This window comes from Fertoeibacter niger (assembly GCF_009380135.2).
GTDB classification, from domain to species: domain Bacteria; phylum Pseudomonadota; class Alphaproteobacteria; order Rhodobacterales; family Rhodobacteraceae; genus Fertoeibacter; species Fertoeibacter niger.
Genome location: NZ_WHUT02000001.1, coordinates 122,164 through 149,037, shown reverse-complemented (window position 1 = coordinate 149,037; position 26,874 = coordinate 122,164). Strand labels below are relative to the sequence as shown.

The following is a 26,874-nucleotide window of genomic DNA, read 5'->3' as shown; positions in this document are numbered from 1 at the left end:
CGCACGCACCGCGGCTTGATGGATTGCGGGCGTGGTGCGTGTCAGCACACACCCTACAGGCTTTCACACTGGCCCAAATATCCCGGGGTCCGGGGCAGCGCCCCGGGAAGCGCGCCGCATGAAAAAGAGATGCGCCATGATGATTTTTCGCAGGAAAATCGCCCGTTACAGCGGCAGCACCGTGGTCGCCTTGATCTCTTCCATGCTCAACAACGCAGTCACATTGTAGATCCGCACCTCGGAAATCAGCGCCTGATAGAACGTGTCATAGGCCCGCGCATTGGCGACCCGCACTTTCAGGATATAGTCGATGTCGCCTGCCAGCCGGTGCGCCTCCATCACCTCGGGGCGTTCGCGCAGGGCTTTGAGGAACTTGCGCTGCCATTCCGCCTCATGTTCCGATGTGCGGATCAGCACGAAGAAGCACGCCTCCAGCCCCAAAGCCTCGGCGTCCAGCAGGGCCGTCTGGCGCAGGATCACGCCCTGTTCGCGCATGCGGCGGATGCGGTTCCACACCGGGGTCTTGGACGAGCCCACCTTGCGGGCAATCTCATCCAGCGACTGCGCCGCATCCTCCTGCAACTCGGCAAGGATTTTCCTGTCCATCTCGTCCAGCCGGACTGCCATTCGCTGAAACTCCCCTTTGCCGGAAAACCGTTCCATTGCGGCGTTGAAACGGAACAATCTTCCTTATCTGCGCAGTCCCATGGCGCTGCAACAGGAAAATATCCTATATTGCAGGGCAGAAACACCCGTTGTCACCCTTCGCCCGAATGAGGCCCGCATGAGCCGCCCCTATATCCCCAAAGTCGTCACCGCAAATGCGCTGCTGGAGGGCGACGTGATCTATCTGACCGCCGATGACCGCTGGTCGCGCCAGCATCACGAGGCTGAACTGATCGAGGACGAGGCGCATGCCCAGATGCGCCTGCTGCACGCGGCGGCGCAGAAAAGCAAGGTCGTCGGGGCCTATCTGGCCGATGCCAAGGCAGGCCCCAACGGGCCGGAGCCGGTGCATTTCCGCGAGGCGTTCCGCACGCGCGGCCCGTCCAACTATTTCCACGGCAAGCAGGAAACGGCAGCGCAGTAAGCGCGGCATCAGGCAGCACAGGCAGGCACATGTATACCTACTCCGACTTCGACGAAGCCTTCGTGCGCGCCCGCGTGGCGCAATTCTCGGGCCAGGTGGAGCGTCGCATCGACGGCTCGCTGACCGAGGATGAATTCCGCCCGCTGCGGCTGATGAACGGGCTTTACCTGCAACTGCATGCCTACATGCTGCGCGTGGCCATCCCTTATGGCACGCTGAACCCGCGCCAGATGCGGCAACTGGCCCATATAGCCGACACATGGGACAAGGGCTATGGCCATTTCACAACGCGGCAGAACATCCAGTATAACTGGCCAGTGCTGAAAGATGTGCCCGCGATCCTGTCGGCCCTGGCCGATGTGGAAATGCACGCCATCCAGACCAGCGGCAACTGCGTGCGCAACGTGACCGCCGACCATTTCGCCGGTGCTGCGGCGGACGAGATCGAGGATCCGCGCCCGGTGGCCGAGCTTTTGCGCCAATGGTCCACCGACCACCCCGAATTCCAGTTCCTGCCGCGCAAGTTCAAGATCGCCATCACCGGCAGCCCGAATGACCGTGCCGTGACCCGCGCGCATGACATCGGCCTGCGCATGGTGCGCAATGCGGCGGGCGAGCCGGGGTTCGAGGTGATCGTGGGCGGTGGCCTTGGCCGCACCCCGATGATCGGCCACACCGTGCGGGGCTTCCTGCCCAAGGCTGACCTGCTGCCCTATGTCGAGGCCGTGCTGAGCGTTTACAACATGCTGGGTCGGCGCGACAACAAATACAAGGCGCGCATCAAGATCACCGTGCATGAAACGGGGGTGGACGAGATCACCCGGCTGATCGAAGAACGCTTTGCCGAAATCCGCCCCGGCTTTGGCGGCTACGATCAGGAACTGCTGGCGCAGATCGAGGCGGCCTTTGCCCCCCCGGTGTTCCGCACTGCCCCAACCGATGCCTATGATGCCTTCTACAGCGCTGATCCGGTCTTCCGCGCCTGGGCCGATACCAATCTGGCCCGGCACCGCAACGACGAATACGCCATCGTCACCATCAGCCTGAAAGCGCATGGCGAAACCCCCGGAGATGCCACATCGGCGCAGATGCGCGCGATGGCCGATCTGGCCGAACGCTATGGCCATTCGGAACTGCGCATCAGTCATGAGCAGAACGTGATCCTGCCGCATGTCCACAAGTCCGACCTTCCCGCCCTGCATGCCGCCTTGGCGCAGGTGGGGCTGGCTACGGCCAATGTGGGCCTGATCAGCGATATCATCGCCTGCCCCGGCATGGATTACTGCGCTTTGGCCACGGCCCGTTCGATCCCCGTGGCGCAGGACATCGCGCTGCGGTTCGACGAGTTGAAGCTGGAGCATGAGGTTGGCCCGCTGAAGATCAAGATCTCGGGCTGCATCAACGCCTGCGGGCATCACCATGTCGGCCATATCGGCATTCTGGGGCTGGACCGTGCGGGTGTGGAAAACTACCAGATCACGCTGGGCGGCGACGGCACCGAAACCGCTGTGGTCGGCGAACGGGCCGGCCCGGGTTTCGCCTATACTGAAATTGTGCCCGCCATCGAACGCCTGATCCACGCCTATCTGGAACAGCGCACCGAACCTGCGGAAACCTTCCTGCAAACCTACCGCCGTGTCGGCCTTGCCCCGTTCAAGGCGGCGCTTTACCCCGCCGAGGCCGCGCAGAATGCCGCGTGACACATCCCTTGCCCCGGTGGCGGAACGCGTGGCCGATCTGAACGCGCGCTACCGCCACCACGGGGCCACCGCCGTCTTGGAACGCGCGCTGACCGACCCCCAGGTCGGTCGCATCGCGCTTGTCTCCAGTTTTGGGGCGGAATCGGTGGTGCTTCTGCATCTTTTGTCGGTGCTGGATGCCAACACCCCGGTGCTGTTCATCGACACGCAGATGCTGTTCCCCGAAACGCTGGCCTACCAGCAGGAACTGGCGGAAAAGCTGGAACTGACCAATATCCAGACCATCCGCGCCGATCAGGCCCGGGTGGATTTCGACGACCCCGACGGCACGCTGCACCAGTTTTCCACCGATGCCTGCTGCGCGCTGCGCAAGACCGAACCCTTGGAACGCGCGCTGCGCGATTATGATAGCTGGATCACCGGGCGCAAACGCTATCAGGGGTCAACCCGCGCGGCGGTGGAGTTTTTCGAGGCCGAGGGCGATCTGCGCATCAAGGTGAACCCCTTGGCGCATTGGGGCCGGGATGATCTTGAGGAATATATGGTCAACAACCGCCTGCCCCGGCATCCGCTGGTGGCCAAGGGCTATCCATCGATCGGCTGCGCGCCCTGCACCAGCCCGGTGAAACCGGGTGAAGATCCGCGCGCAGGCCGTTGGCGTGGCAGCAACAAAACCGAATGCGGCATACATTTCATCAACGGCAAGATGGTGCGCGTGCCCCTTGATGCCCCCAATACGGAGAACGCGGCATGAGCGTGATCGTCACCGATACCGGCTTTGCGGCCGATGACTGGGCGGCAGGTTTTGTGCCGCTGGAGGATCTGGCCGCGCATCAGGGCGCGGTCGATCTGGCCAATACCGCCGATCCGGCCGCGCTTGGCAACCAGTTGGCCAACCTGCAACTGATCCGCATCGCATTTCCGGCCTTCAATGACGGGCGGGGCTTCACCCTGGCTGCACACCTGCGCCGGATGGGCTATACCGGGCGGTTGCGCGCCTTCGGGCATGTGCTGGCCGATCAATATGCCATGGCCCGGCGCAGCGGCTTTGACGAGGTGGAGATCGGCGATGATCTTGTCGCCCGCCAGCCTGCGGCACAATGGGCCTTTCGCGCCGACTGGCAGGCGCATAATTATCAGGCGCGGCTGCGCGCCTGATCGCGGGCCTGGCGGCCCCACCCGGCAAGCGCCTTGAGAATCGGGCGCAAATATGTATGTATACAAATGAAATACCCGGGCCGCTGCCCGGGTTCTGGATGATGGACCGATGACCGATCAGACCGCCGTTGTTGCCCCCGTGAAAACCCTGCCCGATGCCCAGACCGTCACTGCTGTAAAACACTGGACGGACCGGCTGTTTTCCTTCCGCGTGACGCGGCCTGCCAGCCTGCGTTTCCGTTCCGGCGAATTCGTGATGATCGGGCTTTTGGGTGACAACGGCAAACCCCTGCTGCGCGCCTATTCCATCGCCTCGCCCAACTGGGATGACGAGCTGGAGTTCTATTCCATCAAGGTGCCCGATGGGCCGCTGACCAGCCGCCTGCAACATATCGTGCCGGGCGACCAGATCATCCTGCGGCCGAAACCCGTGGGCACATTGGTGCATGACGCGCTGTTGCCGGGCAAGCGGCTGTGGTTTCTGGCCACGGGCACGGGGCTGGCACCCTTCGCCAGCCTGATGCGCGACCCCGAGACCTATGAGAAATACGATCAGGTCATCATGATGCACACCTGCCGCGAGGCGGCCGAGCTGGACTATGGCCGGCAGCTGGTGGAAGGCCTGAAGGATGACGAGCTGATCGGCGAGATGGTGGCGGACAAGCTGTTGTATTACCCCACCACGACGCGCGAACAGACGCCCCTGATGGGCCGCATCACCGACAACCTGACATCGGGCAAGGTGTTCGCCGATCTGGGGCTGGAACCGATGGACCCCGCGCATGACCGCGCGATGGTCTGCGGTTCGCTGGCCTTCAACCATGATGTGAAGGCGGTGCTGGAAGGCTTTGGCCTGCGCGAGGGTGCGAATTCCGAACCGTTGGAATATGTGGTGGAAAAGGCCTTTGTCGGCGACGGGATCTGATGGGCTGTCGCGCAAGCCACTGAAGGGCAACGCATAAAAAAACGCCGCGCATATCCTGCGCGGCGTTTTTCTGTGGCGTGGATCAGAGACCCAGCGCGGTTCTGACCGATGCCAGCGCCGGGGCCAGCAGCGCGGGCGTGGCCGCAGCGGCCTCGACCGTCGATTTCAGCGTGGTTTTCACATCGGCGGCCAGGGTGGATTCGTCGATCAGCGCATTCACCCGCGCCAGATCGAAGTTTTCCACCGTCAGCAGATCGGCAGGCAGCAGGTCGGCAGCGGCATCGGCGGCATCGGTGGCCGCTTCGGTTGCGGCATTGGCAGCCTCGGTGGCCGCAGTCGTGGCGGCATCGGCAGCGTCGGTCGCGGCTTCGGTGGCGGCATCGACCGCGCCCTCGACCGCATCGGATGCGGCGGCGGCGGCGTCAGACGCGGCCTCGGTCGCGCTGTCGGCGGCGGCTGCGGCCGCAGCGGCGGCTTCGGCGGCGGTTTGTTCAGCCTCGGCAGCGGCGGCGGCGGCGGCCGCTTCGGCCTCTTGCGCAGCGGCGGCAGCGGCGGCTTCGGCCTCGGCGGCGGCGGCGGCGGCGGCCTCTTCGGCGGCCTGCGCGTCAGCCTCGGCCTGGGCGATGGCCTGCTGCGCCGGCACATAGCTGAACTGGTAATAGCCAGCCCCGGCAGCCAGCACCAGAACGGCCCCGATGATCACAGACTTGTTCATGTTTCACACTCCATAAACCGCAGGCAAGCGGCGGTTGTGCGCGCTCTGACAGAAATCCGCGCGGATGAAAAGCATCTGGGGGCTGGCCTGCCGGGAATCAAGGCGCGGCGCGGCGGCCACGGCCACAGATCGCGGGCCGATTCCGGTTGAACCGGCCCGGCTTGCAGTCTATTTTATCGGCCACACGCAATGACACGAAGGATTGTCACCATAGCCCGCAGACCCCACAACGCCCCGCCGCAACGCGACACGGGCCCCCGGATCAACGACCGCATCCGCAATCCCGAAATCCGCCTGATCGGCGCGGATGGCGAGAATGTCGGCATCGTGACCCCCGCCCGCGCCATGCAGATGGCCGAAGAAGCGGGCCTCGATCTGGTCGAGATTTCGCCCAACGCGGAGCCGCCGGTCTGCAAGATCATGGACTTCGGCAAATTCAAGTATGAGCAGCAGAAGCGCGAGGCCGAGGCCCGCAAGAAGCAGCACATCATCGAGATCAAGGAAATCAAGTTCCGTCCGGGCACCGACACGCATGATTATGACGTGAAGATGCGGTCGGTGCTGAAGTTTCTGGAAGAGGGCGACAAGGTGAAAGTCACCTTGCGCTTTCGTGGCCGCGAGATGGCGCACCAGGAACTGGGGCTGGAATTGCTGAACCGTGTGGCCGCCGATGTGGGCGCGGCCGAGGCCGGCAAGATCGAGTCGATGCCGCGCCTTGAGGGGCGCCAGATGGTGATGATGATCGGGCCGAAGTGATTGCCCTGTCAGCCGAATGAACACGGGGGCCAGACGGCCCCCGTGTTCATTCCTGCGTCGCGCTTCGCAACCGGCCGCGCGCCGGAATTTCCTTCAACAGCCCCCCAACCCCCATTTCGGCAATATCCGCGCCCGTCACCGGCACCCCGCAGATCACCCGTTCCATCACCCAGTCGGCACCGTTCAACGCCGGGCTTTTCGCGCAACCGGGCAGGCCGATGACCGGAACACCACCCAGTTGGCCAAGAAACAGCAGGTTTCCGGGGTCAACCGGCATGCCGAAGCGTTCGACGCTGCCCCCGGCGCGTCGCAGCGCCTGTGGCGCCACGTCCTGCGCGTCTGAGGTGGCCGAGGCGGTCAGGATCAGGATCAGGTCGGCCCCCGTCACAGCATTCAGGGCGGCGGCAAGCTCGTCTTCACTGTGGGCGACAAGCCGTTTCGGCTGCAAGACAACATTCAGTGCAGACAGCCGCTTTTGAATCGCACGGTGGCCCTTCTCGCCGTCGTCGTTCGGGGTAACGGTCTGGATCAGGGCGGTCTCGGACATCGCCACCGGGCGCATCCGCAAGGCCCCTTCACCCGCCGCGCAAGCCGCCACGACCGCGGCATGACCGACGCCATAGGCGATCACCTTCACCGTGGCCACCATCTCGGTCTGTGCCAGCCGCTGCCAGCGCGGCACAGTGGCCAGCGTTATCATCGGATCGACCGCGTTCAAGGCATTCACCCTCTCCGCAAGCACCTCGGCCAGCCCGGTCACGTCAGCGTGGATGTTCACCCGCCCTGTTCCCACCGGACGCAACCGCAGCCCTGCAGCCACAGGGTCCGGCACCAGCGCCTGCGCAACAGCCAGCGCTGCCGCATCTTCATGCACATCCGTTGGCCCGAGTTGCGCCACGGTGACTGCCGCCAGACCGGCAGCGCGCAACTGTGCGATCTCGTCCACCCCCAGAAAGCAGCCCTTCCGCAGCCTCCCCTGCGGCAAGCCAACCGAATGCGCGAGGATTGCACCAAGGGCGGCGTCAAGGGGAACGGTGCCGAAGCGCATCAGCCCTGCCTCAGCCGCTGGGTGATCTGCGCCAGCACCGAGACGGCAATTTCAGCGGGGGTTTTCGCGCCGATATCCAGCCCCACCGGGGCATGCAAGCGGGCGATCTGATGCTCGGTGATGCCCGCCGCGCGCAGCCTGTCCAGCCGTTTGGCATGGGTGCGGCTGGACCCCAGGCAGCCGATATAGAAGGCGGGCGAGGCCAGCGCCGCCAGCAGCGCCGGATCGTCCAGCTTCGGGTCATGGGTCAGCGTGACCACCGCGCTGCGGGTGTCGGGGGCCAGCGCCGTCATCGCCTCGTCCGGCCAATCCTCCAGAATCGTTTCGCCGGGAAAGCGCGCGGCTGAACCGAAGGCCGCGCGCGGGTCGATCAGCACCGGGTCGTAGCCGGTGAGCCGCGCCATCTGCACCAGCGGCTGTGCGATATGCACCGCGCCCACCACGATCATCCTGAGCGGCGGGTTGTGAACGCCGGTGAACCAGCCGTCCTCTTCTGACCCCGACCTGTCGGACCGCAGCCGTGCGGCCACCGCCGGATCACGCGCATCGCCGAGGCGGCGTTCCCAGCGTTCCGGTTGCACCTGGAGCGCGACAGGTTGGCGGGCGGCGCGGGCCGCGACCAGACCGGCCAGCAGGGATTCGGGCAGGCCCTGCCCCCCCGGATCTGCAACAACCGGGTCCACCAGCACGCGGATGGTGCCGCCGCAGGCCAGACCCACGGCAAAGGCCTGGTCATCGCTGACGCCGAAGGTCAGCAGGCGCGGCTGGCCATCCGCCAGCGCGGCCAGCGCCTCGGCCACCACCGCGCCCTCGACACAGCCGCCCGAGACGGAACCCATCAGATCACCCGCGCCGGATATGGCAAGCTGGCTGCCCGCCGCACGCGGGGCGGAGCCCCAGGTTTCCACCACCGTGGCAAGCACCGCGCCCCGGCCGGTCCGGTGCCAGTCCAGCGCGATTTCGGGGATGCTGTCATGGGCGTGCATGGGGTCACTCCGGCTGCTTCGGGTTGAGCGGATTATGCGGCAGCCTGAACGGGGAGGCCACAGGCAAAAGGTGCCATTGAAAAGGCCCGCCCCGGGCAAGGGGGCGGGCCTGAAGGTCAGGCATGACCGGATGTAAGGTCAGTCCAGTGCGGCCTGCTGCATCAGCGGCGTGATCAGGCGCACGGCGACACGGCGGTTTGCGGGTTCGGCGGCATCGGTGGGGATGCGCAGATCGCTTTCGCCATACCCCTGAACCACAAGGTTTTCCGGCGGCACGGCAAAGTATTCGGTCAGCGCCAGCGCCACCGATTCCGCGCGCCGGTCCGACAGCGCGAGGTTGGAGGCGGCGGAACCCACGGCATCGGTATGGCCTTCGATCAGCAGCAGCTCGTTCGGCCGCTCGGCGATCAGCCCGGCAATCAGGTTGCCCAGATCGGCCAGCTTTTCCGCTTCGGTCACGGCAATTGCCGCCGATCCGGTGTCGAAGGTGATGCTGTCCACGTCGATGGTGGGCGCAAGTGCCCGCACCTCGCGGAAGTCGCGGATCTGGCGCAGGGAATAGGCGCGATCCTGTTCGCGGGCGTCGATCTGGGCCAGGGCATCGCGCAGCGACTGGCCGTCATCGGCGGTGGAAATGGTCAGTTGCTGCGCCGGGGGCGGCGGCAGATCGGCCACGATCACCTCCTGCACCGGGGCCAGATCGTCGATCAGCAGGGTTTCGCTGCCATCCAGATCAACCCGCGCGCGGCGCAGCACCCGGCCCGAGGCATCGCGGATCGTGATGATCCGGCTGCCATCCTCACGATCCACCACCGTGCGGGTGGAGCCGTCGTCAAAATTCTGCGTCTCGACCCGGCTGCCAGGCTGGCGCAGCAGGGTGTCATCATCTTTCAGCACATAAAAATTGCCGTCGTCACGTTCGACCACCACGCGGTCGCCGGAATTTGACACCACCTTGTCGCGGTTGTTCAGCACGGCGCCCACGGCCAGCGCGCCAAGGGCCACCAGACCGAATTTCTCCAGATCGCTGAGGCCGCCTTTCTTTTTCGCCTCGGCGGCGGGGGCATCGGCAAAATCCTCGTCGCTGGCGCGGGTGTCCGCCTCGGTCACATCGGTGACTGTGGCGGCGGGGGCCTCGGCGGGGGCGGTGCCATCAGCGGCGGCGGCGGCGGCGGCGGTGCCGGTTTCGCCTTGCAGGATGTTGGTCAGCGTATCAACCGCCGCCTCGGTGGGCGTGGCGGCAGGCGCATCGGGTGCGGCTGCGGCGTTCTGGTCTTGCGCGCCGGTCGCGGCGGTGTTGTCATCCGTCGCCTGTTCTGCGCGGGGTTTGGGGATCACGCTTTGTTCTGGCGCATTGTCAGATGTCTTGTCTGCATCCTGGGTTGCCGACCCGTCAGCCGAAGGTTCAGCCTCGGCGCCGCCGGCATCATCGGTGGTCGTGTTGTCGAGCGGTGCTTCGGCGACGGGCGGTTCGGCGACGGGCGGTTCGGCAGCTGGAGCATCGGGCGCTTCATCCGCCAGCGGGGCGGGAATTTCATCCGAGCGCAGGGCCGGTTGATCAACCGCGCCGGTAGCCGGTTCTTCCATCACCTCTGGCGCTGCTTCGGGCACCGGTTCCGGTGCGGCCTCGGGTGCTGCTTCGGGTTGCGGCACTTCGACCGGCGCTTCGGCAGGTTCTTCTGCCGGCACCTCTACCGGCGCCTCGGGCGGCGTATCGGCGGGAACTTCGACAGGGGCTTCCGCCGGGGCTTCGGCGGGGGCTTCAACTGGTGCCTCGGGCGGCGTATCGGCGGGCACTTCGACGGGCGCGTCGGCGGGTGCCTCTGGCGGGGCATCGGCGGGGGTTTCGGGGGCCGGTTCCGGGGCAGGCTCTGGTGCCACAGCCTCGGGTGCGGGCGCCGCGTCGCCCTCGTTCACGCCCTCGGCTGCGGGGGCTGCGGCTTCGGGTTCGGCGGCCTGCGCCTCGGGCGGGCATGGCTGGTTTTCGGTCGGCACACAGCCCTCGGCGGATTGCGCCAGCAGCGGCAGCGGCTGCATCGCACCCAGCGCCACGGACAAGGCCGCCGTCGTGGTGACAAAGCGGTTGCGGATCGGTTTCTTCATGGGACACCCTTTCGCGTCATTCTGGCGGCCTGATTGCGCATCCTGCACCCTGCTATGCAATAACGAACGGCCTGAGATCAGATAACGCGCGGCGATGACGATTGTTCCGGCGCTGCGGTGCCCTATCGGTCGGTGCCGATCAACCGCATCAGCCGGGCCTTTTCGCCCGCATCGCCACCGTCGGAGATCGCGCGCCCCAAAGCCTCCAGCGAGGCGATGGAATGGCCCGCGCGTAAACTGTCGACATGCGGCATCATCGCGCGGATGCCGCTGGCGCGGGGCGCAAAACCCTCCCACCGCAAGAGCGGGTTCAGCCAGATCAGGCGGCGGGCCGACAGGTGCAGACGTTCCATTTCGCACGAAAGCGCACCGGCATCGTCCCGGTCCAGCCCGTCAGTGATCAGCAAGACAACCGCGCCCTGCCCCAGCACCCGGCGCGACCAGTCGCGGTTGAAGGCGTGCAGGCTGGCCCCGATACGCGTGCCGCCCGACCAATCCTGCGCCTCGGCCCCCGCCGCCGCCAGCGCCGCATCGACATCGCGCTGCCGCAGATGGCGGGTGATGTTGGTCAGCCGCGTGCCAAAGGTGAAGCCATGCACCCGCGCCCAGCCCTGCCCCTTGCGGTTGGCCACCGCATGCAGGAAATGCAGCACCATGCGGGAATACTGGCTCATCGAGCCGGATATGTCGCAAAGCACGACCAGATTGGGCCAGCGGATGCTGGGGCTCTTGCGGGCAATGCGGGCGATCTCGCCACCCCGCCGCAGCGCCGCGCGCAACGTGGCCCTCCCGTCGGGCTGCCCGCCCCCGCCCGGCTGCATGCGGCGCGAAGCCAGCGGCTTCACCGGCAGCGACAGCCGCGCCAGCATGCGCTTGGCCTCGGCCACCTCGGCGATCGACATCTGCTCGAAGTCGAGCGATCGCAGCCGTTCCTGCGCCGACATGGTGCGCGACGCATCCACCTCGATCTGCGTGGCGTCGTCCTCGCCTTCGGGTTGCTGCGGCACCTCGCGGTTGGCCCCGTCCAGCAGCGCCTCGGCCGCGCGCTTTTCGGCCGCCGCCGCCGCGCGTTCCTCCTGCACGCCTTTGATGGCGGGCAGCATCAGGCCCATCATATGCTCCAGATAGCGCGGGTCGCGCCAGTAAAGCCGGAAAATCTGCTGGAACACCGGGCGATGCTCGGGGCGGGAAACGAAACAGGCGTGCAGCACCCAGTAGAAATCACGCTTCTCGGTAAAGCCCGCAGCCTCGACCGCGCGGATGGCGTCGATCACCCGCCCCGGCCCGATCGCCAGCCCGGCCTTGCGCAGGGCCCGGGCGAAATGGGTGATGTTGTGGGCCAGCTTGCCCTGGTCGGGGATGTCGAGAGGGGCGTATTCGGTCATGCGGTGCTTTTGTCAAACGCCGGGGGGCTGCCTGCCCCCCGGACCCCCCGGGGATATTTAGAGACAGAAAATGAAGAAAGGCGCGCTCATGCCGGGGCCAGTTCGCGGCGCACGTCATCCAGCAGCTTCTTGGCCGCCGAGCCCTGGATTTTCTGGATGTCATCCTGGTATTTCAGGATCGCGCCCAGCGTGTCGGCGATCACCTCGGGCGAGAGGCTGATCACGTCCAGCGCCAGCAGGCATTTCGCCCAGTCGATGGTTTCGGCGACGCCGGGTTTCTTGAAAAGATCCTCGCTGCGCAGCCGCTGCACGAAAGCCACCACCTCGCGGCTGAGGCTTTCGGTGGCTTCGGGCGCGCGGGCGGCGAGGATTTCGATTTCGCGCGCGAAGCTGGGGTAATCGACCCAGTGATAGAGGCAACGGCGCTTCAGCGCGTCATGCACCTCGCGCGTGCGGTTGGAGGTGAGGATGACGATGGGCGGTTCGGGCGCGATGATCGGCCCGATTTCGGGGATCGTGACCTGAAATTCAGAAAGCGCCTCCAGCAGAAACGCCTCGAAAGGCTCATCCGTGCGGTCCAGCTCGTCAATCAGCAGCACCGGGGCCCCGCCGGGCTGCGGGCGCATGGCCTGCAACAGCGGGCGTTCGATCAGGTATTGCTCGGTGAAGAGTTCCGCCTTCAGCGCGTTGCGATCAGCACCGCCCCCGGCTTCGGCGGTGCGGATGGCGATCATCTGGGCGGCGAAATTCCATTCATAGACCGCCTGCGCCGCATCAAGGCCTTCATAGCATTGCAGCCGGATCAGCCGGCGGCCAAGGCCGGTGGCGATGGCCTTGGCGATCTCGGTCTTGCCCACGCCGGCCTCGCCCTCCAGAAACAGCGGGCGACCCAGCCGCAGGGCCAGAAACACCACCGTGGCCAGCGCGCGCGAGGCGACGTAATTCTGACCGGCAAGCAAGGTTTCCACGGCGTCGATACTGTCGGGCATGTCGGTCACGGGGCTGGTCCTTTGCGCATTGGCGTTCAGGGTGGCGGGCCGGGCCGGGCGGGTCAAGCAGGCATCGGGCGCATGCGACCAATGGACAAGGCGACCGACCCCCGTTTTCTTGCTGGTTCAAGTATCCCCGCCGGAGGCCTCCGCCATCGGCACCATCCGCAACGCGCCAAGGTCATCGCGTGGCAACGCCGCCCGAAGGGGGCTCGATGCCCCCGAGGGCGGCTCCCCCGGGCCGGGGCCGGGCAAGGCTCCGCCCAGAGCCGTGCCTTTCCGCTTGACCTTGCGCGCGCGGCTGTCAAAACACGGCCATGGCCACAGCTACCCTCACCATCGACCTTGATGCCATTGCCGCCAACTGGCGCGGGCTTGATCAATTGTCCGCCCCCGGCACCCAGACGGCGGCGGTGGTCAAGGCCGATGCTTACGGTCTTGGCGTGGCGCGGGTGGCGCGGGCGCTGGCGCAGGCAGGCGCGCGGCGGTTCTTCGTGGCCGTGGCGGAAGAAGGCGTGGCGCTGCGGCAGGCGCTTGGCCCCGGGCCGCAGATCGCGGTGCTGGGCGGGCATATGGCGGGCGATGCCGAATTGATCCGCAGCCTTGATCTGACGCCGATGCTCAATTCCATCGACCAGATCACCCGGCATCTGGAAACCTTGCCCGGACATGGTTTTGGCCTGCAATTGGACACCGGAATGAACCGGTTGGGGCTGGAACGCGCGGAATGGGAGGCGGTGGCGGCCCTTGTGCTGGACGCGGGGCCCGAACTGGTCATGAGCCATCTGGCCTGCGCGGATGAGCCGGATCACCCGCTGAACATGGCGCAGCTGGTCGAATTTCACGCGATGACGGATGGTGTGGGCGTGCCACGCTCGCTTGCAGCCACCGGGGGCATCCTGCTGGGGCCGGAATTTCATTTCGACCTGACACGGCCCGGCATCGGGCTTTACGGTGGCTTGCCGCATGCCGCGGGCTATCCGGTGGTCAGCCTGTCGCTGCCGGTGATCCAGCTGCGCGAGGTCGCGGCGGGCGAGGCGGTAGGCTATGGCTGCGCCCATGTGGCCGAGGCCCCTGCCCTGATCGCCACTTTGTCGGGCGGCTATGCCGACGGGCTGCTGCGCAGCCTGTCGGGCAATGCGACCTTCTGGGCGGGCGATGTGCCCTGCCCCTTGGTGGGCCGGGTGTCGATGGATCTGATCACAGTGGATGTCAGCCATCTGGAGGCTGTGCCCGATGCGCTTGACCTCTTGGGGCCGTATCAGGGTGTGGATGATCTGGCGGCGGCGGGTGGCAGCATCGGATACGAGATTCTGACCGGCCTTGGCCCCCGCTATGCCCGGCGCTATGCGGGGCGGGGCGCATGACGCTGACATCACCGCTGGCCGCGATTGGCCGGGCCTTTCTGGCGCTGTTGGCGTCCTTTGGCCGCATCGTGATCTTTGCGGGCCAGGTGTTCGTGCTGGCCCCGCGCCGCCCGTTCTACCTGCGCGAATGCGGGCAGGCGCTGGTGCAGATCGGCTGGTTCAGCCTGCCGGTGGTGGGGCTGACGGCGGTGTTCACCGGCGGCGCGCTGGCCTTGCAGATCTATTCCGGCGGCTCGCGCTTCAACGCCGAGGCGGTGGTGCCGCAAATTGTGGCCATCGGCATGGTGCGCGAACTTGGGCCGGTGCTGGTGGGGCTGATGGTGGCGGCAAGGGTCACATCCTCGATCGCGGCGGAAATTGCCACGATGAAAGTCACCGAACAGATTGATGCCTTGGTCACTTTGTCTACCAACCCGATGAAATACCTGACGATTCCGCGTGTGCTGGCCGGCACGCTGACGGTGCCGCTGCTGGTGGGCATCGGCGATATCATCGGCGTGATGGGGGGGTTCATGGTGGCCACCGGGCAACTGGGTTTCAACCGCGCTGGCTATATCCAGAACACGGTGGATTTCCTGACCCTGCCCGATATCGCATCATCGCTTGTCAAGGGGGCGGCCTTTGGGTTTATCGCCACGCTGATCGGCTGCTATCAGGGCATGCGGTCAGGGCGCGGGGCGCAGGGCGTGGGGGCGGCGACCAAGACCGCCGTGGCCACGGCATCGGTGCTGATACTGGCCGCGAACTTCCTGCTCACCTCGCTGATGTTTTCGCAATGATCGCGCTGACCGGGGTGGAAAAGACGTTCGGGGCCAACCGCGTGCTGCGCGGCGTGGACCTGCAGATTGCGCGTGGGTCGTCGATGGTCATCATCGGCGGGTCGGGCACCGGCAAATCGGTGCTTTTGAAATGCGTGCTGGGGCTGGTGAGCCCGGACGCGGGCCGCATCACGCTGGATGGCGAGGATGTGGCGCACGCCGAACGCGATGCCTTTCTGGCGCGCTTTGGCATGCTGTTTCAGGGCGGCGCGCTGTTTGACTCGCTGAAAGTCTGGGAAAACGTGGCCTTCCGCCTGCTGCGCGGGGCCAGGAAACGCCCCAAGGCCGAGGCGCGCGAGATTGCCATCGAAAAGCTGCGCCGCGTGGGCCTGCGGCCTGAGGTCGCCGACCAGTTGCCCGGCGAACTGTCGGGCGGCATGCAGAAACGCGTGGGTCTGGCCCGGGCGATTGCCGCCGAGCCCGAGATCATCTTTTTCGACGAGCCGACCACGGGCCTTGACCCGATCATGGCCGGGGTGATCAACGAATTGATCCGCGAGATCGTGGTGGAAATGGGGGCCACAGCCATGACCATCACGCATGACATGACTTCGGTGCGCGCGATTGCCGACAATGTGGCGATGCTGCATGGCGGGCTGATCCGCTGGACAGGGCCGGTGGCAGATATGGATGCGACATCAGACCCTTATGTGCAGCAGTTCATCCATGGCCGTGCCGAAGGGCCCATTGCCTCGGTGCGTTGAGCGATGAATGAGGCGTTGCTGATCCTTGTGCTGGGCGGTGCGCTGTGCGGCTTTGGTGGCGGGTTGGCTTTGGTGGTGCTGGGGCTTTGCCAGCCCGGGTTCCGCCTGCGGGCGCTGGGGCTGCTGGCGGTGCTGGGTCTGGCGCTGGCCGCCGGGCCGCTGGCTGCGGCCTTGCGTTCCATCCTGCCGCTGCGCCCTGACGATACCAACCTGATCTTTGTGACGCTGGTTGCCCTGCTGGCCGCCGCTGGCATGCTGAACCTGCGTCACGCACGTTGGGCGCGCTGGGTGATCGTGGCGGGAATCGCCGGGGTGCTGGCGCTGTGGATGTTTGCGGCGCATGTCATCCTGACCTGGCGGTTCTGAGCCGCGCAAAACCGGCGGTTGAACATTGTTTCCCGCCCCGCGTCAATCACGGGTATCTGCCTGTTTTCAATGGCAATTTTGGCAAAAGTCTGCGAATTTCATTGCTATTTTCCGCGCCTTTCCAAATGGTTAATCCTGTTTTGCAGGGGTGGCGGCATGTTCAATGATTCCCTTTGGCGGCAGGCGCAGCGGATGATGCAGGCCCTGGCGCTGTATCTGCTGGTGGGTCTGGCGCTGGCGCTGCTGGCGGCCACGCTCATGGCGGCGGTGGGGTGGCTGCCCTGGCCCGATCTGGTGCTGACCTTCGGCGGGGCCGCGCTGCCGATGGCGGGCATGTGGGTGCAGGTGGCGCTGACCGCGCTCTTGCTGCTCATGTGCTTTTTCCTGCCCGCCAATGCCCGCATGGCCCGGCTGGAGCGCAGCCACCGCAGTTTCCAGATCTCGATGGAGGATGTGCGCCGCGCCTATTCCACCGCCCATGCCGGCGACCGCGCCGGGGTGTTCGCGCTGTCAGGCGAGTTTGACGCGCTGCGCAGCCGGATGGATCTGCTGCGCAAACACCCCGACCTTGGGCATCTGGAACCCGAACTGCTGCAACTGGCTGCGCAGATGAGCTTCGAATCGCGCGAACTGGCGCGCACCTATTCGGACGAACGGGTGGCGCGGGCGAAAATGTTCCTGAAACAGCGGCAGGAAGAGGTGCAGGGCCTGTCGGAACGCATCACCCTGGCCCGCCAGACCTGCGACGCCCTGCGCCGCTGGATGCAGGATATCGAGGCCGACGAGCGCACCAGCCATGAGCAGATCAAGCGGCTGGAGGCTGACCTGCGCGAAATCCTGCCCACGCTGGGCTATGATTTCGACGAACCGCGCGAGGCGAATGTGGTGTCATTGCCAAAGCCCGGCAAATAGCATCGGTTGCGCGATGGGCAGGGCGGCCGCCCGAAATTGGCCCGCGCGGGGCAAAGCCCCTGATCTCGTGCCGTCCGCCTGACTGTGAAGGCCGCCTGCCGGTGCCGGGATGCGCCCGAGGTGATGCAGGCGCTGCACCTGTCGCTTGGGACTGCCGCCTTCCCCGCGGTGATGGGGCGGCGCAATCGGCGCGCCGCGAACCCGGGTCTTGACCGCTAACGGCCCCCCGGTCAGGTTGCGGCCACCCGGCCCCGTCGCCGGCCCATACCCCCGAGGCCCCCATGCTGCGCCCCCTGCCGCTGGCCAATCTGGCCCTGCTGATCCTGTTCCCGCTGTCCTGGTTCGCACCTTTGATGCGGGCCGGGGTGCTGCCGCTGTTCGGCCTGTCGGAGATTTCGGTGATCTCGGGGTTGCAGGCGCTGTGGGGCACCGATGTTTTGCTGGCGCTGGTGGTCACAGTCTTTGCACTGTTCGCGCCCTATCTGAAAACCATCGCCCTCGCCCTGATCCATGCCCGCCTGCTGTCCCCCCGCCTGCTGCCTGCCCTGCATGTGCTGGGCAAACTGGCGATGGCCGATGTGTTCCTGATCGCGCTCTATATCGTGGTAATCAAGGGGGTGGGGCTGGCACGGGTGGAGGTGGCCTGGGGGCTGTATTTCTTTACCGGGTGCATTCTGGCGTCGCTGGTGGTGTCGGTGATGGCGGGGCGGAGGGGGTGAGCGGAAGCAGTTGGCATTGCGGATGAAGCATTCATTTCGCCAGCAATTGTTGCCGAGTTGCCTCATCGAAAGCAATATGGCGGCACAACTTCTGACTGGCTTGCAAGGGGGTCCACAGTGAATCTTGATCCAAGAAGAATAGAAAATCCGACTTCCCTCTCACCGCTCCTAATCGCCGAAAAGATGGGGACGCCCGGTAAGTTTGTTGTTCAATTCAGTCATGCAGGCGCCTATACACCTCATCTCTTGCGGGCATTGAACGACATTTGCCGTGAGTCATCGGACTGGCTGGAGGTAAGGTTTTATGGTCATTATGGTTCAAGTTTTGACGCAGCAGTTCTGAGGGAACTACCTGACGTAAAAACCCTGTCGCTTGACTGTTTGAATAACATATTGAACGAAGACGTTCTGTTGGGTCTGCAACGCTTGTCTGCTCTACATTTTGGAGTTTTCGAATTTGACCGCCCGGATTTGCTCGAAAGGCTCGATCTTCGACGTCTTACATCGCTCACGTTGAGCGAAAACAGAAAGCGAAACCTAGATCTGACTCCCCTGTCAAAATGCTCGTCGCTGGAAAGGCTTTTTGTTCAGGGTCATTCCAGGGGTATCGACGCCATTGCCCGCTTATGCAATCTCAAGGAAGTCACACTCGGTTCTTTTGCAAAGGTACAAAGCATAGCCTTCTTACGCGTGCTTCCGGCTCTTGAAAAGTTGACCCTGATCCTTGGCGGCCGGGACACTATCGACGAGTTTTCCAGCAAGACACTGCAAACCTTACAGATACTGCGTGTTCGCGGATTTCAGTCATTAGGAGATTTGTCGCGTTTTCCTTGCTTGCGCAATCTGCGGATCGAAGATCAGCTTCAGTTGAAATCCGTGGACCTGACTGGCGCACAGCTTGAGCGCCTGTCACTTTTCAATTGCAAGGAGCTCGCAAGGCTCGTTGGTCTCGAGCACCAAGCGCGCTTGCGTGACTTTCATTCAGCAAAAGTTGCACTAAACAGTGATTATCTCAGGGATTTTCCATGGCCCGTAACCACCAAAGCAGTGAAAATCTTTTCGGGTAGCTTTAAATGGAACGAACTCACCGCCAAAATTCTGACCGAACGCGGCTATAGCCAGAGCTTTCAGGATTGGCGTTGAGGCCACAAATGGTGTTTTTTGATACCACATAACAAGTTTGCGGAGACTGAGTGCCAAGGGTAGCGCGCGAGTGCGACACAGTTCAGACGACCACCAAGCCCCCCCTCCTCCCCCATTGCCCCCGCCCCCGTTCCGTTGCATCAACGCGCCATGGCCAAGCCACCCGCCCACACCTTCACCTGTTCCGCCTGCGGGGCCGTCCACAAGAAATGGGTGGGTCGCTGTGATGCCTGCGGGGGGTGGAACACCATTGCCGAGGAGGCGCCGCTGTCGGCTGGCCCCAAGGCGCTGGGGGCCAAGGGGCGGGCCATCCCGCTGACCGATCTGGCGACGCAAGAGGCCGCCCCGCCCCGTGCGCCCTCGGGGATGGAGGAATTGGACCGAGTGCTGGGCGGCGGCCTTGTGCCCGCATCGGCCATTCTGGTGGGTGGCGATCCGGGCATCGGCAAATCCACGCTGCTGCTTCAGGCGGCGGCCAGCTTTGCCCGCACCGGGCTGAAATGCATGTATATCTCGGGCGAGGAGGCGGCGGCGCAGGTGCAGATGCGCGCGGCGCGGCTGGGTCTGACCGACGCGCCGGTGATTCTGGGGACAGAGACCAACCTGCGCGACATCCTGACCACGCTGGATGCCGAACGCCCGGCGCTGGCGGTCATCGATTCGATCCAGACCATGTGGCTGGATACGGTGGACAGTGCCCCCGGCTCGGTCAGCCAGGTGCGGGCGGCGGCGCATGAGCTGGTGACATTCGCCAAGCGGCGCGGCGTGGCGGTGGTGCTGGTGGGCCATGTGACGAAGGAGGGCCAGATCGCCGGCCCCCGCGTGGTGGAACACATGGTCGATACCGTGCTTTATTTCGAGGGCGAGCGGGGCCACCAGTTCCGCATATTGCGCGCGGTGAAGAACCGCTTCGGCCCGGCGGATGAGATCGGCGTGTTCGAGATGACCGGCATGGGGCTGGCGCAGGTGACGAACCCCTCGGCGCTGTTCCTGTCGGACCGTGACGCGCCCGCGCCCGGTTCGGCGGTCTTTGCGGGAATCGAGGGCACGCGCCCGGTGCTGACCGAAATTCAGGCGTTGGTTGCGCCATCGACGCTGGGCACCCCGCGCCGCACGGTGGTGGGCATCGACTCGGGCCGCCTATCCACCATCCTTGCGGTGCTGGAGGCGCGCTGCGCCATCCCTTTTGCCGGGCTTGACGTGTTCCTGAACGTGGCAGGCGGAATGCGGGTCAGTGAACCCGCAGCCGACCTTGCCGTTGCGGCAGCCCTTTTGTCAGCGCGCGAAGATGTGGCAATTCCGCCAGACATGGTGCTATTCGGCGAAATCAGCCTGTCGGGTGCGCTGCGCCCGGTGACGCAGACCGAAAACAGGTTGAAAGAAGCGTCGAAACTTGGTTTTTCACAGGCGGCGCTGCCCGCCCGGTCGAAAACCGGGGGCGGCGAAGGAATGCGGGTGCGCGAAATGGCCGATCTGACGGCTTTCGTGGGCGAAATGTTCGGGGCGGGCTGATGCCCCGAAAACGAAATAATCGGGGCAGGACAAGCCCTTGAGGAGCGGATGATGGACGGCTTTACCCTGATAGACGCTGTGGTGGCGGTGATCATCGTGCTTTCGGCGATCCTGGCCTATTCGCGCGGCGTGGTGCGCGAGGTCATGGCGATTGCGGGCTGGATCGGTGCCGCGGTGCTGGCCTTTATCTTCGCCCCGCAGGCGCAGCCCCTGGTGCGCGAGCTGCCGGTGATCGGTGAATTTCTGGGCGACAGCTGCGAGTTGGGCATCATCGCCGCCTTTGCCGCCGTGTTCGCGCTTGGCCTTGTGATCATGTCGCTGTTCACGCCGCTGTTCTCATCCGTCATCCAGCGGTCGGCGCTGGGGGGCATTGATCAGGGGCTGGGGTTCCTGTTCGGCGTGATCCGGGGCATCCTGCTGGTGGCGGTGGCCTTCATCGTCTATGACCGCGCCGTGGCCGCCGATACCGTGCCGATGGTGGACAATTCGCGCTCGGCCAAGGTGTTCGCGTCCTTCCAGCAGAACATCGACGAAAACATCCCCTCGGATGCGCCGGGTTGGGTCGTGGCACAGTATGAATCGCTGGTGGGCAGCTGCACAGCCCCGGCCGCCCCGGTCGAAGCGGCCCCTGCGCCCGCCGCTGGCAACTGAGTTCACGGCGCGGTGACGGGCTGCGGCGCATCGCCCCGTGACACTGGGGTGACAAGCGACTACATGAGGGGCGACCCAGCCCCTCGGATTCGGAGCCCCGCACATGCGCCCATTCCTGAGCCATCCTTTCGACGACGATAAGCTGAAAGAGGAATGCGGCATCTTCGGCGTGATCGGCGTGACGGATGCGGCAAACTTCGTGGCCCTTGGCCTGCACGCCCTGCAACACCGCGGGCAAGAGGCGGGCGGCATCGTCAGCCACCACCCGGAACATGGCTTCAACTCGGCCCGGCGCTTCGGCTATGTGCGCGACAATTTCACCAATGCCGATGTGATGGAAACCCTGCCCGGGCCGCTGGCCATCGGCCATGTGCGCTATTCCACCGCCGGGTCCAAAGGGGCCACCGCGATCCGCGACGTGCAGCCGTTCTTTGGCGAGTTTTCGATGGGCGGTGCGGCGATTGCCCATAACGGCAACCTCACCAATGCTGCCGCGCTGCGGCGTGAGCTGATCGAACGCGGATCGATCTTTCAATCATCATCCGACAGCGAATGCATCATCCATCTGATGGCGCGGTCGATCCAGAAGAACATCTCTGAACGCATCAAGGATGCGCTGCGCCGGGTCGAAGGCGCGTTTTCCGTGGTGGCCATGACGCGCACCAAACTGATCGGCGTGCGCGACCCTTTGGGCGTGCGCCCGCTTGTGCTGGGCCGGATCTCCGACACCGCCTGGGCTCTGAGTTCGGAAACCTGCGGGCTCGACATCATCGGGGCCGAGTTCATCCGCGAGATCGAACCTGGCGAAATGGTGGTGATCGAGGATGGCAAGGTCACATCCACCCGGCCCTTCGCCCCTGCCAAATCGCGGTTCTGCATCTTTGAACATGTGTATTTCAGCCGCCCCGATTCTATCCTCGGCGGCCGTTCCGTCTATGAAACCCGCCGCCAGATCGGCGTGGAACTGGCGCGCGAGGCCCCGGTCGAGGCTGATCTTGTCTGCCCGGTGCCCGATTCTGGCACCCCTGCCGCCATCGGCTACAGCCAGGAAAGCGGTATCCCCTATGCGATGGGCATCATCCGCAATCAATACATGGGCCGCACCTTCATCGAACCGACCGAGTCCATCCGCAACATGGGCGTGCGGCTGAAGCTGAACGTGAACCGCGCGCTGATCAAGGGCAAGCGGGTGATCCTGGTGGACGACTCGGTGGTGCGCGGCACCACCAGCCGCAAGATCAAGGACATGATCCTTGAGGCCGGGGCCGCCGAGGTCCATTTCCGCATCGCCTCGCCCCCCACCGCCTGGCCGTGCTTCTACGGCGTTGACACGCCCGAGCGCAGCAAATTGCTGGCTGCAAACATGTCGGAAGACGAGATGCGCGACTGGATCGGCGTCAATTCGCTGCGCTTCATCACGCTTGACGGGCTCTACCGCGCGGCGGGCGAGGCGCAGGGACGCGACAACGCATCCCCGCAATATTGCGACGCCTGTTTCTCGGGCCAGTATCCCGTCGCCCCGTCTGACAAGATCGAACAGGGCTTCGAAATGCTGAAGGCTGCGCAATAGCGCCTCGGCATTTTCTGTCCTTGAATATCCCCGCCGGAGGCCTCGACAGCGGCAGCCCGCGCCCCGGCTGCACTGAAAGGCCCCAGCATGAACCAGCGCATCGCCCTTGTCACCGGCGCATCCCGTGGCCTAGGTGCCGCCATGGCCGAGGAACTGGCCGCGCGCGGCTGGCATGTGGTGGCGCTGGCCCGCACCGTTGGCGGGCTGGAAGAACTGGATGACCGGGTGAAGGCCAAACGCCAGCCGGGAGGCGGCGCGCTGACGCTGGCCCCGATGGACATCACCAATCCTGACGCCATGCAGCACCTCTGCCGGTCGCTGCATGACCGCTGGGGGCGGCTGGATCTGTGGGTGCATGCGGCGGTGCATGCCGCGCCCATGGCCCCTGCCGCGCATCTGGACGGCAAGGATTGGGAAAAATCGCTGGCCATCAACCTGCGCGCCACGGGCAACCTGATACCTCTGATTGAACCCTTGCTGCGCGCCTCGCCCAGTGGCACGGCGCTGTTTCTGGACGATCCGCGCGGCGGGGCGAAATTCTTTGCCGCATATGGCGCGACCAAATCGGCGCAGATCGCGCTGGCGCAAAGCTGGGCTGCCGAAACCGCAAAGACCGGCCCGCGCGTGGTGATCGCCACCCCGGCGCCAATGCCCACCGCCACCCGCGCACGGTTCTTTCCGGGTGAAGACCGCAGCGGGCTGGCCGACCCGCGGGCCGAGGCGGCGCGGATCATCAGCGCAATCGGCTGAGTGCCGCGGCGTCGCAGCGTCGCAGCAAAAGTTTTTGAAAAAACTTTTGAGAAATTTTTTCTCCAAAAAATTTGGCCCGGCTCAGCGCGGCGCGAAATGCCGCTGCACGCTGCGCAACAGCCGCCGGTGCAGCGGCGAGGTGCGGTGCCGCAGGTGCAGCGCGGCATAGACCGGCTGGGTGATCACGGGCACATCCGCCACGGCGCGAAACCCCTGCCCCGCGATCAGCGCCGCCGCCGTCTCTTCCAGCACGAAACCGGCACCGCCCAGGCTGGCCAGCAACCCCGCCACCGCCGCATTCTGCCCGGCGGCCAGTGGGGCCTGCTGCAATTCGGGCAGCAACTGGCGGTGCTGGTCCTCGAACGCCGGGGAATAGGCGGCGCGGATGCAACGCTCAGCCAGCAACCCCGCCCGCCGGTCGGTATCGGAACTGACCATGCGGTAGCGCACCTCGCCCAGCGTGGTGAAATGCAGGTCGGCCTGCGCGCGGGGGCTGAACATCACCGCAAAATCAAGGCTGCCGCGCAGCAGATCCTCGCACATCTGGTTGGAATAATCCGGCTCGATGTAGAAGGCGACACCGGGCAGGCGGGCGCGGAACCCGGCCACCCAATCGCCGATGCGCGCCGCCGCCAGATCGGTCTGGATGCCGATGCGCAGGCTTTGCCCCGCCCCCGGCTGCACCGCGCGCCGCGCCTCGGCCCAGCCATGCCGCAGGGCACGGGCGTGGGATTCGAATTTCACACCTTCTGCGGTCAGCGCCGTGCCCGCGCGCGAACGGTCGAACAGCCGGGTGCCAAGCGCCGTTTCCAGCGCCACGACGCGGGCCGATACGGTGGATTGCGTGACGCCCAGACGTTCCGCGCTGCGGCTGAAGCTGCGGCTGTCCACCAGGTCGAGAAAGGTTTCCAGAAGATCGGTCTGCATTGGCGCCCCTGATCGGATTTTCCGATCAATAGACCACTCTTTCACGAATTGAAACTGCCGCGTGGCGCGCGGATACTGCGGGCAAATCAAGGGGTGGTTCATGGCCGGTTTTCCGACGACAGCGCGAGTGGTGATCATCGGTGGCGGGGCGGTGGGGGCATCATGCCTTTACCATCTGGCACGCGCCGGCTGGACAGATTGCGTGTTGCTGGAAAAGAACGAGCTGACGGCGGGCAGCACCTGGCATGCGGCGGGCAATGTGCCCACGTTTTCGTCAAGCTGGTCGATCATGAACATGCAGCGCTATTCGGCCGAGTTGTATCGCGGTCTGGGCGATGCGGTGGATTACCCGATGAATTATCATGTGACGGGTTCCGTCCGGCTGGCGCACAGCCGCGAGCGGATGCAGGAATTCCAGCGCGTTGTGGGGATGGGGCGCTATCAGGGCATGGATCTTGAGACGCTGGCCCCCGGCGAGATTGCCGCGAAATATCCGTTCCTTGAAACCCATGACCTGACCGGCGCGCTGTATGATCCCTATGATGGCGACATTGACCCCGCGCAGCTGACGCAGGCCCTGGCCAAGGGCGCGCGCAGCCTTGGTGCGCGGATCGAGCGGTTCTGCCCCGCCACCGGCGTGCGGCGCGAAGGTGCGGAATGGGTGATTTCCACCCCCAAGGGCGAGATTCGCTGCGAATATGTGGTGAATGCCGCGGGCTATTACGCGCGCGAGGTTGGCCGCTGGTTCGGCCGCGAGGTGCCGATGATGGTGATGAGCCATCAATACATGCTTTTCGACACGATTCCCGAACTGGCGGCATGGCAGGCGCAATCGGGCCACAAGTTGCCGCTGCTGCGCGATGTGGATTCGTCCTATTATCTCAGGCAGGAAAAGCAGGGCTTCAACCTTGGCCCCTATGAGCGCAACTGCAAGGCGCACTGGATCACGCCGGATGATCCCTTCCCCGAGGATTTTTCGTTCCAGCTTTTCCCCGACGATCTGGAACGGCTGGAATGGTATATATCCGACGCCATGGCGCGGGTGCCGCTGCTGGAAAAGGCCAACCTGACCAAGGTGATCAACGGCCCCATCCCCTATACCCCCGACGGCAACCCGCTGATCGGGCCGATGCCGGGGGTGCCCAATGCGTTCGAGGCTTGCGTGTTCACCTTTGGCATCTGCCAGGCGGGCGGTGCGGGCAAGGTGCTGGCCGAATGGGTGACGGAGGGGGCAACGGAATGGGACATGTGGTCTTGCGACCCGCGCCGCTTTACCGGGTTCGAGGATCAGGACTACTGCATCGCCAAGGGGATGGAGGTTTATGGCCACGAATACGCCATCCATTTCCCCAAACATGCCTGGCCCGCCGGGCGCGGCAAGAAGCTGAGCGCGGTGCATGACCGCACGGCGGCGATGGGCGCGCAGTTCGGCGCCTATAACGGGTGGGAGCGGGCGCTGTGGTATGCCCGGCCCGGCGATGATGTTTCGGAGCAGGCGCAGCGCACATGGGACCGGGAAGGCCCGTGGTTCGGCTCTGTGAAGGCGGAATGCGAGGCGGTGCGCGATGCGGCGGGCATCCTCGATTTGCCGGGGTTTTCGCGGTTCCGCATCACCGGCGCGGGCGTGGCGGATTGGCTGGCGCGGCAGATCACCGGCAAGGTGCCACCCGTGGGGCGGCTGGGGCTGGGCTATTTCGCCGATGACAAGGGGCGCATCATCACCGAAATGTCGGTGGCACGGGTGGCAGATGATACAGTGATGCTGATCACCGCCGCCACGGCGCAGGCGCATGACCGCGACTGGCTCATGCGCCACATGGAGGACGGGCTGACCCTGACCGACGAAACCGACCTGTGGTCGTGCCAGATCCTGACCGGGCCCGCCTCGCGCGCCGTGCTGGCCGGGCTGTGCGATGCCGATCTGTCGCGGCCATGGTTGACCTGGCAGCGCGCGACGATTGCCGGGGCGGCGGTGGTGCTGATGCGGGTCAGTTTCGCGGGTGAACTGGGATGGGAGATTCACAGCCATGTGGCAGATACGCCGGCGGTCTGGGATGCGGTGATGGCGGCGGGGGCGGCGCATGGGTTGCGGCCCTTCGGCATGTTCGCGCTGGATGCCCTGCGCATCGAAAAGGGCTACCGCGCGTGGAAGGGTGATCTTTCCACCGATTACACCGTGTTGCAGGGCGGGCTGGAGCGGTTCGTCGATTGGTCCAAAGCCGATTTCCGCGGCCGCGCGGCATTGCTGGCGGAAAAGCAGGCCGGGGTGACGAAACGCTTTGTCACGCTGCTGGTGCAGGCGGGCGAGTGCGATCCGCCCTATATGTCAACCGTCTGGCAGGGCGATACGGTGGTGGGCGAGGTCACAAGCGGGGCTTTTGGCCACCGGGTCGGCGCCTGCGTGGCGCTTGCCACGCTGCGCGCCGATGCGGCGGTGGCCGGTGCCGGGCTGGAGGTGGAGATTTTCGGCCAGCGGCATGCGGCGGTGGTGCAGGAAGATGGCGGCGTGTGGGACCGTGACAATGCGCGGATCAGGGCATGAGGCGGGATCGCGATTGGCTGACCTGCGCCTCCGGCGGG

General features: G+C 65.2%; 26 protein-coding genes. 18 read left to right on the top strand and 8 right to left on the bottom strand.

Annotated features, from left to right (window positions below; all coding sequences use genetic code 11):
* Positions 1–165 precede the first annotated feature (165 nt).
* Positions 166–627 (bottom strand): Lrp/AsnC family transcriptional regulator, encoded by a 462-nt coding sequence (locus tag GEU84_RS00770; protein WP_152823602.1) that lies wholly within the window; start codon positions 625–627, stop codon positions 166–168.
* 157 nt (positions 628–784) lie between these two features.
* On the opposite strand from GEU84_RS00770, the gene GEU84_RS00765 reads away from it, so the two are divergent.
* From GEU84_RS00765 to GEU84_RS00745, 5 genes are all read left to right on the top strand, one after another.
* On the top strand, positions 785–1,090 hold the full coding sequence (locus GEU84_RS00765; protein WP_152823601.1) for a DUF2849 domain-containing protein: 306 nt from the start codon (positions 785–787) through the stop codon (positions 1,088–1,090).
* A 29-nt stretch (positions 1,091–1,119) separates the two neighbouring features.
* Entirely contained in the window at positions 1,120–2,790 is a 1,671-nt protein-coding gene (locus GEU84_RS00760) for a nitrite/sulfite reductase (RefSeq protein ID WP_152823600.1), read from the top strand.
* The gene (locus GEU84_RS00755) at positions 2,780–3,544 is read left to right on the top strand and encodes a phosphoadenylyl-sulfate reductase (RefSeq protein WP_152823599.1); all 765 of its coding nucleotides are present in this window, start codon (positions 2,780–2,782) and stop codon (positions 3,542–3,544) included. Before GEU84_RS00760 ends, GEU84_RS00755 begins: the two co-directional genes overlap by 11 nt.
* Positions 3,541–3,948, top strand: coding sequence for a DUF934 domain-containing protein (locus tag GEU84_RS00750; protein ID WP_152823598.1), 408 nt, complete (start codon positions 3,541–3,543; stop codon positions 3,946–3,948). The genes GEU84_RS00755 and GEU84_RS00750 overlap by 4 nt, the downstream gene beginning before the upstream one ends.
* Before the next feature lie 109 nt (positions 3,949–4,057).
* The gene (locus GEU84_RS00745; RefSeq protein ID WP_152823597.1) at positions 4,058–4,873 is read left to right on the top strand and encodes a ferredoxin--NADP reductase; all 816 of its coding nucleotides are present in this window, start codon (positions 4,058–4,060) and stop codon (positions 4,871–4,873) included.
* 82 nt (positions 4,874–4,955) lie between these two features.
* Here the strand turns inward: GEU84_RS00745 and GEU84_RS00740 are convergent, their stop codons facing one another.
* On the bottom strand, positions 4,956–5,588 hold the full coding sequence (locus GEU84_RS00740) for a hypothetical protein (protein WP_152823596.1): 633 nt from the start codon (positions 5,586–5,588) through the stop codon (positions 4,956–4,958).
* A 189-nt stretch (positions 5,589–5,777) separates the two neighbouring features.
* Between GEU84_RS00740 and infC the strand changes: the two genes are divergently transcribed.
* Complete coding sequence (infC, locus tag GEU84_RS00735) at positions 5,778–6,344, top strand: translation initiation factor IF-3 (protein ID WP_152823595.1); 567 nt, start codon at positions 5,778–5,780, stop codon at positions 6,342–6,344.
* A 46-nt stretch (positions 6,345–6,390) separates the two neighbouring features.
* Here infC and GEU84_RS00730 read toward each other — a convergent pair whose 3' ends face one another.
* The 5 genes from GEU84_RS00730 to GEU84_RS00710 all read right to left on the bottom strand — a co-directional run bounded on the left by GEU84_RS00730 (position 6,391) and on the right by GEU84_RS00710 (position 12,855).
* A complete protein-coding gene (locus tag GEU84_RS00730) occupies positions 6,391–7,392 on the bottom strand; it encodes a molybdopterin-binding protein (protein ID WP_152823594.1) in 1,002 nt (333 codons plus the stop codon).
* A complete protein-coding gene (locus GEU84_RS00725) occupies positions 7,392–8,378 on the bottom strand; it encodes an XdhC family protein (protein WP_152823593.1) in 987 nt (328 codons plus the stop codon). Before GEU84_RS00725 ends, GEU84_RS00730 begins: the two co-directional genes overlap by 1 nt.
* Positions 8,379–8,516: 138 nt before the next feature.
* The gene (locus GEU84_RS00720) at positions 8,517–10,481 is read right to left on the bottom strand and encodes an OmpA family protein (RefSeq protein WP_152823592.1); all 1,965 of its coding nucleotides are present in this window, start codon (positions 10,479–10,481) and stop codon (positions 8,517–8,519) included.
* Positions 10,482–10,603: 122 nt separating this feature from the next.
* Positions 10,604–11,866 (bottom strand): vWA domain-containing protein, encoded by a 1,263-nt coding sequence (locus GEU84_RS00715; protein WP_152823591.1) that lies wholly within the window; start codon positions 11,864–11,866, stop codon positions 10,604–10,606.
* A gap of 86 nt (positions 11,867–11,952) precedes the next feature.
* Positions 11,953–12,855: an AAA family ATPase gene (locus tag GEU84_RS00710; RefSeq protein WP_152824067.1), complete on the bottom strand. Its 903-nt coding sequence runs from the start codon at positions 12,853–12,855 to the stop codon at positions 11,953–11,955.
* A gap of 317 nt (positions 12,856–13,172) precedes the next feature.
* Here GEU84_RS00710 and alr point away from each other — a divergent pair, with 317 nt between their 5' ends.
* From alr to GEU84_RS00655, 11 genes are all read left to right on the top strand, one after another.
* The gene (alr, locus tag GEU84_RS00705) at positions 13,173–14,222 is read left to right on the top strand and encodes an alanine racemase (RefSeq protein ID WP_152823590.1); all 1,050 of its coding nucleotides are present in this window, start codon (positions 13,173–13,175) and stop codon (positions 14,220–14,222) included.
* Positions 14,219–15,001, top strand: a complete 783-nt coding sequence (locus GEU84_RS00700) for an MlaE family ABC transporter permease (protein ID WP_152823589.1) — start codon at positions 14,219–14,221, stop codon at positions 14,999–15,001. The genes alr and GEU84_RS00700 overlap by 4 nt, the downstream gene beginning before the upstream one ends.
* Positions 14,998–15,744 carry an ABC transporter ATP-binding protein gene (locus GEU84_RS00695; RefSeq protein ID WP_152823588.1) on the top strand — a complete coding sequence of 249 codons (747 nt, stop codon included), beginning with the start codon at positions 14,998–15,000 and terminating at the stop codon, positions 15,742–15,744. The genes GEU84_RS00700 and GEU84_RS00695 overlap by 4 nt, the downstream gene beginning before the upstream one ends.
* A 3-nt stretch (positions 15,745–15,747) precedes the next feature.
* Entirely contained in the window at positions 15,748–16,110 is a 363-nt protein-coding gene (locus GEU84_RS00690; RefSeq protein ID WP_152823587.1) for a hypothetical protein, read from the top strand.
* A 156-nt stretch (positions 16,111–16,266) separates the two neighbouring features.
* The gene (locus tag GEU84_RS00685) at positions 16,267–17,022 is read left to right on the top strand and encodes a DNA repair protein (RefSeq protein ID WP_152823586.1); all 756 of its coding nucleotides are present in this window, start codon (positions 16,267–16,269) and stop codon (positions 17,020–17,022) included.
* 281 nt (positions 17,023–17,303) lie between these two features.
* Positions 17,304–17,741, top strand: a complete 438-nt coding sequence (locus GEU84_RS00680; protein WP_152823585.1) for a paraquat-inducible protein A — start codon at positions 17,304–17,306, stop codon at positions 17,739–17,741.
* 117 nt (positions 17,742–17,858) lie between these two features.
* Positions 17,859–18,884, top strand: a complete 1,026-nt coding sequence (locus tag GEU84_RS00675; RefSeq protein WP_152823584.1) for a hypothetical protein — start codon at positions 17,859–17,861, stop codon at positions 18,882–18,884.
* Positions 18,885–19,034: 150 nt separating this feature from the next.
* Positions 19,035–20,396 (top strand): DNA repair protein RadA, encoded by a 1,362-nt coding sequence (radA, locus tag GEU84_RS00670; protein WP_152823583.1) that lies wholly within the window; start codon positions 19,035–19,037, stop codon positions 20,394–20,396.
* A 51-nt stretch (positions 20,397–20,447) separates the two neighbouring features.
* Complete coding sequence (locus tag GEU84_RS00665) at positions 20,448–21,047, top strand: CvpA family protein (RefSeq protein ID WP_152823582.1); 600 nt, start codon at positions 20,448–20,450, stop codon at positions 21,045–21,047.
* Between the two features lie 103 nt (positions 21,048–21,150).
* Positions 21,151–22,617, top strand: a complete 1,467-nt coding sequence (purF, locus tag GEU84_RS00660) for an amidophosphoribosyltransferase (RefSeq protein WP_152823581.1) — start codon at positions 21,151–21,153, stop codon at positions 22,615–22,617.
* A gap of 87 nt (positions 22,618–22,704) precedes the next feature.
* The gene (locus tag GEU84_RS00655; protein WP_152823580.1) at positions 22,705–23,367 is read left to right on the top strand and encodes an SDR family NAD(P)-dependent oxidoreductase; all 663 of its coding nucleotides are present in this window, start codon (positions 22,705–22,707) and stop codon (positions 23,365–23,367) included.
* An 81-nt stretch (positions 23,368–23,448) separates the two neighbouring features.
* Here the strand turns inward: GEU84_RS00655 and GEU84_RS00650 are convergent, their stop codons facing one another.
* Complete coding sequence (locus tag GEU84_RS00650; RefSeq protein WP_152823579.1) at positions 23,449–24,294, bottom strand: LysR family transcriptional regulator; 846 nt, start codon at positions 24,292–24,294, stop codon at positions 23,449–23,451.
* A gap of 100 nt (positions 24,295–24,394) precedes the next feature.
* Between GEU84_RS00650 and GEU84_RS00645 the strand changes: the two genes are divergently transcribed.
* Positions 24,395–26,836: a GcvT family protein gene (locus GEU84_RS00645; RefSeq protein ID WP_152823578.1), complete on the top strand. Its 2,442-nt coding sequence runs from the start codon at positions 24,395–24,397 to the stop codon at positions 26,834–26,836.
* Positions 26,837–26,874 lie beyond the last annotated feature (38 nt).